The organism is Paraburkholderia sp. Ac-20336 (assembly GCF_017105025.1).
Lineage (GTDB): Bacteria > Pseudomonadota > Gammaproteobacteria > Burkholderiales > Burkholderiaceae > Paraburkholderia.
The window spans coordinates 1-7,124 of record NZ_JAAGPS010000207.1; the positions used below are offsets into that span (position 1 = coordinate 1).

Below are 7,124 nucleotides of genomic sequence, written 5' to 3' on the forward strand. Positions count from 1 at the left end.
TCCATGCCGCGCAGCTGTCGTGGCTGCCGATCGCGCGCGAGCCGCTCGTGATCGCGATGTCGACGGAGATGGCGGCGCGTGTGCCAGGCGCGGGCGGCGTGAATGGCGGGGTGGAAGACGGTCTGAAGGACGGTGGGCGTGGCCGCGAGAAGGGCGAGGCTGGAGAGATAGGAAAGGCACGAGGCAAGCCCGGCGCCGACCCCGGCGCGGAATGGCTCGACACGCCGGTGAGCCTGCGCGATCTCGCCGACGCGCCGCTCGTGATCTTCCCAAGACGTCTGGCGCCAGGCTTTTATGACATCATTATGGATTGCTACGGCGTCGCGGGTCTCGCTCCCCGGATCGGCCAGGAGGCGATCCAGATGCAGACCATCGTCAGCCTCGTGTCGGCCGGCATGGGCGTCGCACTGGTGCCGCAATCGTTGCGTAACCTGCGGCGCACGGGCGTCGTGTACCGGCCGCTGTCCGAGTCGGTGCCCGCAATCGAAACGGGTCTCGTCTGGCGTACGGACGAGGTGAGTCCGGTGCTCGCGGGCTTCATCGAGATCGTGCGCGCGCATGCCGCGACGGTCGCGCCGCGCGCCGAGCGCGGCGACGCTGCTGTAAAACCTCTGCTGTAGAAGCATTCCTGAACCTGAACTGCCCATAACCACACGATGCTTATTCACCCCAATTTCGACCCCGTCGCCATTCATCTGGGGCCGCTCGCCGTGCGCTGGTATGGCCTGATGTACCTCGTCGCGTTCATCGCGGCGATCGTCGTCGGCCGGCTGCGGCTGCGTTTGCCGTACGTCGCCGCGCAGGGCTGGAGCGCGAAGGATATCGACGACATGCTGTTCTACGGCGTGCTCGGTACGATCCTCGGCGGCCGGCTCGGCTACGTGCTGTTCTACAAGGCGAGCTTCTACTTCGCGCATCCGCTCGACATCTTCAAGGTGTGGGAAGGCGGCATGTCGTTTCACGGCGGCTTTCTCGGCGTCACGCTCGCGATGATCCTGTTCGCGTATCAGCGCAAGCGCTCGTGGCTGCAAGTCACCGACTTCGTTGCGCCGATGGTGCCCACGGGCCTCGCGGCGGGGCGTCTCGGCAACTTCATCAACGGCGAGCTGTGGGGCCGCGTGACCGATCCGGCTTCGCCGTGGGCAATGCTGTTTCCGGGCGCCGCGCCCGACGACGCCGCATGGCTCACCGCGCATCCGCAACTGGCCGCGCAATGGCATCTGAACGAAGTGTTCGCGCAATATCACATGCTGCCGCGGCATCCGTCGGAACTGTACGAGATCGCGCTCGAAGGCGTGGCGCTGTTCTTCGTGCTGATCTTCTTCTCGCGCAAGCCGAAGCCGCTCGGCGCGATTTCCGCGATGTTCCTGATCGGCTATGGCCTCGCACGCTTTACGGTCGAGTTCGCACGCGAGCCGGACGATTTCCTTGGCCTGCTCGCAATGGGTCTGTCGATGGGGCAATGGCTGTCGCTGCCGATGATTCTCGCGGGCATCGGCCTGATGGTGTGGGCCTATCGACGCGGGCGCCGCGAGCCGGCGCAGGCGGTGAGCGCGAGCTGAGCCTTGGGTCGATGCGGTTGATCCGTCGAGCCGCGCGCCGCGGTTTGCCTTGTCTTGTCGGGCAGCGTGGCGGTCGGCGCGGCGGGTCTTTAGAACCTTTAGAGTTTGCAGGTATGTGTGTTTGCGCGTTTGCGTTCCCGCGCGCGTTACTTCATCTGCACCGATCCCGACACGTTGACCGTCACCGTCGACGTGCCGCCTTCGAGCGGCATCGGCGCCACGCTCTTCGCTTCGGCGCCCATGGCACGCGCGCTCATCATCATGACCGGGCGCGGCATGACGCCGCCGTGATTCACATTGACCTCGCGGATCGAATAGCCATTAAAGCCGAATGCCTGCGCCGACGAAGCGGCCTGTTCGCGGAACGATCGGATCGCCTCGCCGGTGAGCTTCTGCTCGGCGGCACGCTGCGCTTCCGGCGACAGCGAGAAACTCACGTTGCCGACCTGCATGATCGATGCCATCTGTCCCGCGAGCTTCGATGCCGAACCGAAGTCGCGGGATTCGAGCACGACTTCGGCGCGGCCGCGCCACGTCGAAATGTGGCCATCGCGATCGGTGGACGGGAAGATCGAGAATGCGCCCGTGCGCGCCGTTACGCCGCTGACGCCGCGCGCCTTCTGCAAGGCGGCGTCGGCGCGCTCGTTCAGCGTGGCCGTGAGCGAGGACGGATCGCTCGCTTCCTGCTCGTAAAACAATGTGATGTCGACGACGTCCTGCGGGACTTCCGCGCTCGCCTGCGCATTGAGCGACAGCACGCCCGCGGGCTGCGGCATGACGCTTTGCGCGCGCGCGAGGGTCGGGGTCAGCGCGAGCGCGACAGGCGCGGTGCAGGCGAGAGCGAGTGCGAGGGCCCGTGCGGCTTGTTTCGTCATTGTTGAACTCCTTGTTTGAACAGGTTGTGCACGTGTGACACAAGTGACATGTGATGGCGTAGGGGTTGCGGGTTCTCTTTCGCGACGGGCTGGCTCGCCGGCCAGGCGAAGCCCTTCAATGAGCCCTGCAACACGCGTGTCCGATCATTAGGCGCGACTCGCGTTGTCTTGGTTCCCTAATTCGGCGTTATCCGCCATGCGGAGAACAACACGGTGCGTTCACCCGTTCGTCATAAGTCACGAACGAACGCCGGATATGCCCTTAAACAAGCTGTTTTGTGATGAAACGCCATTCGGCTTCGGTCACCGGCGTGATCGACAGACGGTTGCCTTTGGCGAGCACACGCATGTCCTGCAACTCGGCATGCTCGCGCAGCGCAGCAAGCGGAATCAGCGGAATCTTCTTTTTGAACACGACGTCGACGAGCATCCAGCGCGGCGTTTCCTGCGACGACTTCGCGTCGTAGTACGGACTCTTGTTATCGAACTGGGTCGGGTCAGGATACGCGGTGGACGAGACTTCCGCGATGCCCGCAATGCCAGGCTCGGGACAGCTCGAATGGTAGAAGAGCACGCCGTCGCCGATCTGCATGGTGTCGCGCATGAAATTGCGTGCCTGATAGTTGCGCACGCCGGTCCACGGCAACGTGCGATGCGGTGCGTTGGCGAGATCGTCGATGCTTGCTTCGTCCGGTTCGGACTTCATCAGCCAGTAGCGCATGAATCGAATTGAACGTGAGGGATTGAACGACGCGCGCGAACCGGTACATGCAAAAGGCACCTGAAAACAGCACCAGAAAACGCAGCCCAAAAGAAAAACGGCATCGAACCGAAGTACGATGCCGTTCCAGATAAGGTCCCCGCCTTAGCCGCTAGGCCGGCATCCTGAACCGGGGGTTCAGAATTGGTCGCAGTTAGCAACACTTCGGGTACATCAGACAGAGTGACGCGCACGCCCGTGCTACAAATTTCCGCAACCGTGCACATGGCATTGGTTCAAGGAATATATGACCTTGGCGAACCAGGCAGGGAAGCTAAACCGATGAAGCTACAGCAGTTCAAACTTTAACAGAAGAACTCAAACGCTTGCGAGAGGTGCTCATGTGCTTTACCAACACCGCACACCCGCTTTGCAAAAAAGTACTGCGTTTCAAGCTACTTCGTTGAATTCACGACCGGTTCGACATTGGGTTCGAAGCCGACTGTGACCGCTTACTGCAAGCTGTACTGTTCAATCACAGTACCGAGCTGTTCGTTCATTTGCTGCATTGTACGCCGGATTTCTTCAGCGGGAAATGCTTCTCCGTGTCGCACGCTGTTTTGCAGCTTAAGCAGTTCCGATGCCAGCGACAGCGCGGCCATGACGGCAATGCGATCCGTGCCGCGCACGTTGCTGCCGTTGCGGATTTTCTTCATTTCCGCATCGACGCGTGCGACCGCTTCGAGCAGGGCGGCTTCGGTTTCCGGCGAGCAGGCGAGACGATACGGTACGTCGAGAATCGATACTTCGATCTGCTTGGTGGTCATGCGTTTTCTCCGTGGCGGCTCACGTCGCTTTCCGCTTCCTCGGGTTCGGGTTGAGCGGAGTCGAGCAGATCGAGCTGGTTATCCGGTTCGCTGCTCGCGCGGGCACGCGGCAATTTCTCGAGAATCGCATTCAGGCGCACCTGAGCGTCGTCGATCTTGGCGGAGAGCGCATCGCGTTCCGCCTGCAGGGCATCGCGCTCCCCGCGCAATTGCGCGAGTTCCGCATGCGTGGCTTCGACTTCGGCACGCGTGTGCGCGAGTTGTTCTTCGAGCGCGAGCCGCGCTTCATGGTGGCGCTGGCTGATCGCAATCAGCTTGCCGATGTTCTGGGAGAGTGATTCGAGTTCGGTGAGCATGTGCTGCGTCCTCTAAAGACCTCGCATTTTAGCGCGGAATGTTACAGGTTCCGACAATTGTCTCGTTTCGAGACGTAACAACTTGGCTTTATGCAAGCATTTTCCCGACCATAAGATGAAAAACCGCTCGTCGATCGGACAATAACCTGCACTCAACGGCACGGCTCGCGCAGGGATTGACCTTTCTTGACGCTCGCCGGGGTCGCTCCTAAACTGGCCGCACTCTGGTGCCCGCGCGCGCTTTTCGGCGCGCGCAGTTAAACGGGAAGCAGGGCGCGCGCGGGGTTCGACACCGGCACGCGCGAACCTGCGCTGCCCCCGCAACGGTAAGCGACCGCACTCGTCATGCAGGTCGGTCCTGATTGCAGGTCGAAGCCGAGCCTGCAAGTGTGCCACTGCGCGTTACGCGTGGGAAGGCGGGGCCGATGTGTCGCAGCCCGGATACCGGCCAGAGGGAGAGGACGTCCCCCGCGAAAACGTTAAACATCGGGGGCGCCTCGTTACGCGTCGGCCTGCGGGGAAGCGGGCTGCGCACGCTATCCACAGGACTCTCACCCATGCTGTCCCCCTTCGCCCGCGCGGCGCTGCTCGCGTTCGCGGGTCTGCCGCCCGTCGTGCATGCGCAGACTGCCGGGACCACGGCTGCCGCGTCGGCGGCGTCTTCCGTGCCGGCCGATGTTGCATCGCCCGTTGCTTCGCCGGCTGCTTCGTCGGCCGCATCATCGGCTTCAGCTTCGAGCGCGTCCGCCGAGGCGAATACCAATGCCGATGCCGATGCGAACACCCGCGCGACCCCGCCGGCCACCGTACTCTCGCCAGTCGTCGTGACCGCCGAGCGCGGACCGCAGGCACTCACTGACACGATCCCGCCGACCACGCTGTTCGATCAGCAGGACATTGCCGACACGACCGCGACCGATCTGCCCGGCCTGCTGCAACTCGCGCCCGGCGCGCAAATCTCGCGTACAGGTGGCCCCGGTTCGACGACGAGCCTCTTTTTGCGCGGCGCGTCGTCGACGCAATCGCTGGTGCTGATCGACGGCGTGCGCGTCGATTCGGTGAGCCTCGGTTCCGCGCAACTCGCGCAGATTCCGCTCGACCAGGTCGATCACGTCGAGGTCGTGAACGGCAATGTCTCGGCGTTGTACGGCTCGGGTGCGATTGGCGGCGTCGTGCAGGTGTTCACGAAAGATGGCGGCGATCATCCGCCGCGCTTCAATTTTTCGCTGGGCTACGGCAGTTATCACACGCAGACGCAAACCGTCGGCGTCAATGGCGCGCTCGATCAGGACGGCCGCACGACCTTCAACATCTCGCTCGCGCGCACCAAAACCGATGGCTTTTCCTCGCTCGATCCGCTGCAAGCGCCCGGCGCGAATCCGAACGCGAACGGCAATCTGAACGAGAGCCTCTCGGCATCGCTGCGTCACAAGTTCAGCGACAGGTGGGACGCCGGCGTCACCTATTTCCAGTCGAACGGCAACAACAGCTACGACAACGCCTATGGCGAGCCGACCGATCTGAACAACCTCTATAGCAAGGTGCGTCAGGTCTCGGTGTTCGCGAACGGCAAGCTGACCGACTGGTGGACCACGCATTTCACGGTCGCCGAGGGCGACGACCGCAGCGTGTCGAATACCAACGGCATCGACAACGGCCGCTTCGATACCGACAATCGCCAGTACACCTGGCAGAACGATTTCGCGCTGGCCGCGAACCAGAAGCTGCAACTCGGCTACGAGCATCTCGATCAGAGCCTCGATTCCGATACGTTCGCGGCGCCCAACCGTCACGTCGATTCGGTATTCGCGGGCTATACCGCGCGCTTCGGCCGCAATCAGATTCAGGCTAACGTGCGGCGCGACCAGTACTCCGATTTCGGCGGGGCGAACAGTTACTATCTCGGCTATGGCTTCGACATCACCTCGCACTGGAAGGCAACCGCAAGCTATTCGGACGCGTTCCGCGCGCCGAGCTTCGACGATCTGTACTATCCGTTGAGCGGCAATCCGTCGATCCGGCCCGAGCGCAGTCATTCGGTCGAAGCGGGTTTGCAGTACGCATCGAACCTGCTCGGCGTGGTGCGTGTCAGTGCCTTTCAGACGCGCTATACGAATCTGATCGATTACGTGCAGACGATCCCCGGCATCTATCTGGCCGAGAACGTCGGGCACGCGAAAGTGCAGGGGCTCGAAGGATCGTGGAGCGGGCATGTCGGCAAGACCGACGTGCGCGCCTCGCTGACGCTGCAGAATCCCGTCGATCTCGACAACGACGTCGACCTCGTGCGGCGCGCGCGACGCTTCGGCTCGCTCGCGATCAATCGCAGCATCGGCGGCTGGCGCGTGGGCGGCGAGTGGATCGTGAGCGGCCCGCGCGTGGACAGCACCGGCAATCTGGGCGGCTATGGCATCGTGAATCTGTCGGCGCGCTACAACATCACGAAAGCGTGGTACGTGAGCGCGCAAATCGAGAATCTGCTGAACAAGGACTATGAAACGGCCTACTCGTATAACTCGCCGCGACGCGGTGCCTACGTCACGCTTGGCTGGCAGCAGCAGTAACGCACGCACCGGCGTGAGCGCGCGCGCATGAATCGCGCGCCGGGCTCGCTGCCGGCTGCCGGCCACGTCACGCCTACCATGCGCACGATGAACGCAAGGCGCGCGGCCGCGATCTGGCTCGGACTCGCGGTCATCGCCCTGGCCGTGCTGGTCGCGTCGCTCGCGCTCGGCAGCGTGCCGCTCGCGCCATCGCGCGTGCTGGCCGCGTTGATGCCGTGGCATGCCGGACCCGCGCGCGCC

At 63.2% G+C, this 7,124-nt stretch carries 7 protein-coding genes, 1 other RNA gene, 1 pseudogene and 1 riboswitch; of the genes and pseudogenes, 4 read left to right on the forward strand and 5 right to left on the reverse strand.

Annotated features, from left to right (window positions below; genetic code table 11):
- Together GXB81_RS29765 and lgt are read left to right on the forward strand one after the other, a co-directional pair.
- The coding region (locus tag GXB81_RS29765; RefSeq protein WP_241016583.1) for a LysR substrate-binding domain-containing protein at positions 1-620 on the forward strand (620 nt) is incomplete at its 5' end.
- A gap of 36 nt (positions 621-656) precedes the next feature.
- Positions 657-1,562, forward strand: a complete 906-nt coding sequence (lgt, locus tag GXB81_RS29770) for a prolipoprotein diacylglyceryl transferase (protein ID WP_205991094.1) — start codon at positions 657-659, stop codon at positions 1,560-1,562.
- A gap of 146 nt (positions 1,563-1,708) precedes the next feature.
- Here the strand turns inward: lgt and GXB81_RS29775 are convergent, their stop codons facing one another.
- The 5 genes from GXB81_RS29775 to GXB81_RS29795 all read right to left on the reverse strand — a co-directional run bounded on the left by GXB81_RS29775 (position 1,709) and on the right by GXB81_RS29795 (position 4,320).
- Entirely contained in the window at positions 1,709-2,437 is a 729-nt protein-coding gene (locus GXB81_RS29775; RefSeq protein ID WP_167036554.1) for an SIMPL domain-containing protein, read from the reverse strand.
- Positions 2,438-2,699: 262 nt separating this feature from the next.
- Complete coding sequence (locus GXB81_RS29780; RefSeq protein WP_167036557.1) at positions 2,700-3,158, reverse strand: EVE domain-containing protein; 459 nt, start codon at positions 3,156-3,158, stop codon at positions 2,700-2,702.
- A gap of 132 nt (positions 3,159-3,290) precedes the next feature.
- A non-coding RNA gene (gene ssrS / locus GXB81_RS29785) (6S RNA) lies at positions 3,291-3,472 on the reverse strand.
- A 177-nt stretch (positions 3,473-3,649) separates the two neighbouring features.
- Positions 3,650-3,964, reverse strand: coding sequence for a cell division protein ZapA (locus GXB81_RS29790; RefSeq protein WP_167036560.1), 315 nt, complete (start codon positions 3,962-3,964; stop codon positions 3,650-3,652).
- A complete protein-coding gene (locus GXB81_RS29795) occupies positions 3,961-4,320 on the reverse strand; it encodes an ATPase (RefSeq protein WP_167036563.1) in 360 nt (119 codons plus the stop codon). Before GXB81_RS29795 ends, GXB81_RS29790 begins: the two co-directional genes overlap by 4 nt.
- 208 nt (positions 4,321-4,528) lie before the next feature.
- A riboswitch (cobalamin riboswitch) is annotated at positions 4,529-4,788 on the forward strand.
- Positions 4,789-4,877: 89 nt separating this feature from the next.
- Between GXB81_RS29795 and GXB81_RS29800 the strand changes: the two genes are divergently transcribed.
- Together GXB81_RS29800 and GXB81_RS29805 are read left to right on the forward strand one after the other, a co-directional pair.
- On the forward strand, positions 4,878-6,884 hold the full coding sequence (locus GXB81_RS29800) for a TonB-dependent receptor (RefSeq protein WP_205991095.1): 2,007 nt from the start codon (positions 4,878-4,880) through the stop codon (positions 6,882-6,884).
- Between the two features lie 27 nt (positions 6,885-6,911).
- Positions 6,912-7,124 (forward strand): annotated as a pseudogene (locus GXB81_RS29805) (iron ABC transporter permease); the annotation flags it as partial.